This is a genomic window from Bradyrhizobium sp. SZCCHNR1017, from assembly GCF_032381375.1.
In the GTDB taxonomy this organism is placed as follows: domain Bacteria; phylum Pseudomonadota; class Alphaproteobacteria; order Rhizobiales; family Xanthobacteraceae; genus Bradyrhizobium.
Genome location: NZ_JAUHIR010000040.1, coordinates 1 through 1,552, shown reverse-complemented (window position 1 = coordinate 1,552; position 1,552 = coordinate 1). Strand labels below are relative to the sequence as shown.

Below are 1,552 nucleotides of genomic sequence, written 5' to 3'. Positions count from 1 at the left end.
CGGCCTTGCGGACGTCCGTCCTGACCACGAGGACGCGGGCGTTTCTCAGGCTGTGATTGCCGCGATCAACGGCTTGACCCCGACGATGTTCATGACCCGTGTGAGGTTGTAGGCCAGAACCGATAGGGCCATCTCGGCGGCTACTTTTGGGAGCGATTTAGTGAGGAAGTGCGTCGCTCCCATACGGGCCTTCATCGTGCCGAACGGATGTTCGACCGTCTCGCGCCGCTGGCGCATCGCTTCCGGGTTTGCGTCAAGGCGCTGCTGCACTGCCTCAAGCAGATGCTCGTGCTCCCACCGTGTAATCCGCCGCTCCGGCCCCGGCGTGCACTGGGATTTGAGCGAACAGGTTTGACAGGCTGTGGTCCAGTAGCGCCGCAACACCTTGCCGTCTTCTTCGTTTGTATAGCGATACGGTAATCGCTCTCCAGCTGGGCAGCGATAGGCATCCTGTTCTGGCAAATAGACAAAGTCCTGCTTACCGAAGCGTCCCTCCGACTTAGCATTTGACGTCTGCGGCTTGGGCAGCGTCACCGTGATTCCGGCCTCGTGGCACGCGAGGATCTCTGGGCTATTGAAGTAGCCGCGATCGGCTACAGCGTCGAGCGTCTCGCTCTTGAGAACGGCCTTTGCCTGTTTGGCCATGTTAGCAAGTTGGGCGTGATCTGAACCGCTGTTCGTGACCTCGTGCGTCACAATCAGATGGTGCTCGGTGTCCACGGCGACCTGTACATTGTAGCCGACAACGCCGGAGCCGCGGCCGCTCGTTGCCATCGAGCGGCTGTCGGGATCGGTCAGAGAGATTTGCTGATCGGACGACGCAAGCATCTGCTTCTCATACGCGGCAAGCTTGCCCATTTCCTCCTTCAGCTTCGTGAGCTTCTCGGCAAGTCTCGTCACCTTCGCAGCCAGCGCCTCTGTCGGCTCCTGGCGGTCGGCCGTGTCAAGTTGGCTCAGATAACGCGCGACGCTCTCCTCCAGCTGAGCACGCCGCCGTTGGACCTTTGCCCGTGTGAAGTTCTTGTCTCGGTTGTTCACGGCTTTGAACTTGCTGCCATCGATGGCGACGCTCGCCGTCGCCAGAAGGCCCATCCCACGGCAGAGTTCGACAAAGCGCGCACAGACCATGCGAAGCGCCAGGCCGTTGTCTTTACGGAAGTCGGCGATGGTCTTGTGATCAGGCGCGAGCCGACCCAGCAGCCACATCACCTCGAGATTGCGGCCGGCCTCCCGTTCGAGCCGCCGGCTCGACTGCACCCGGTTCAGATAGCCGTAGATGTAAAGCTTCAGGAGAACCGAGGGGTGGTACGACGGCCGACCGGTGGCTGCCGGCTCCACCCCTTCAAAACCCATCTCAGACAAATCGAGCGCTTCGACAAATGCGTCGATCACGCGAACGGGGTTGCTCTCGTCAATGAAATCATCGAGGCATTCAGGCAACAGCGTCCATTGCCCACGATCCGCCTCTTCAACGAAGCGCCTCATCGATTCCCCCAAAAGAATCACTGGAGAATCATAACAGCCGCGCAGCGTTTTCACACAGCCAGGGTCA

The 1,552-nt window shown here is 60.1% G+C and carries 1 protein-coding gene; it reads right to left on the bottom strand.

All coding sequences use genetic code 11. The features are described 5' to 3' along the window. Window positions 1-45 precede the first annotated feature (45 nt). Complete coding sequence (locus tag QW863_RS35950) at window positions 46-1,485, bottom strand: IS1182 family transposase (protein ID WP_315770104.1); 1,440 nt, start codon at window positions 1,483-1,485, stop codon at window positions 46-48. Between the last annotated feature and the right edge of the window lie 67 nt (window positions 1,486-1,552).

Coding starts and splice junctions, on each gene's coding strand:
- QW863_RS35950 (WP_315770104.1), bottom strand. CDS start 1,485: ATGAGGCGCTTCGTTGAAGAGGCGGATCGTGGGCAATGGACGCTGTTG.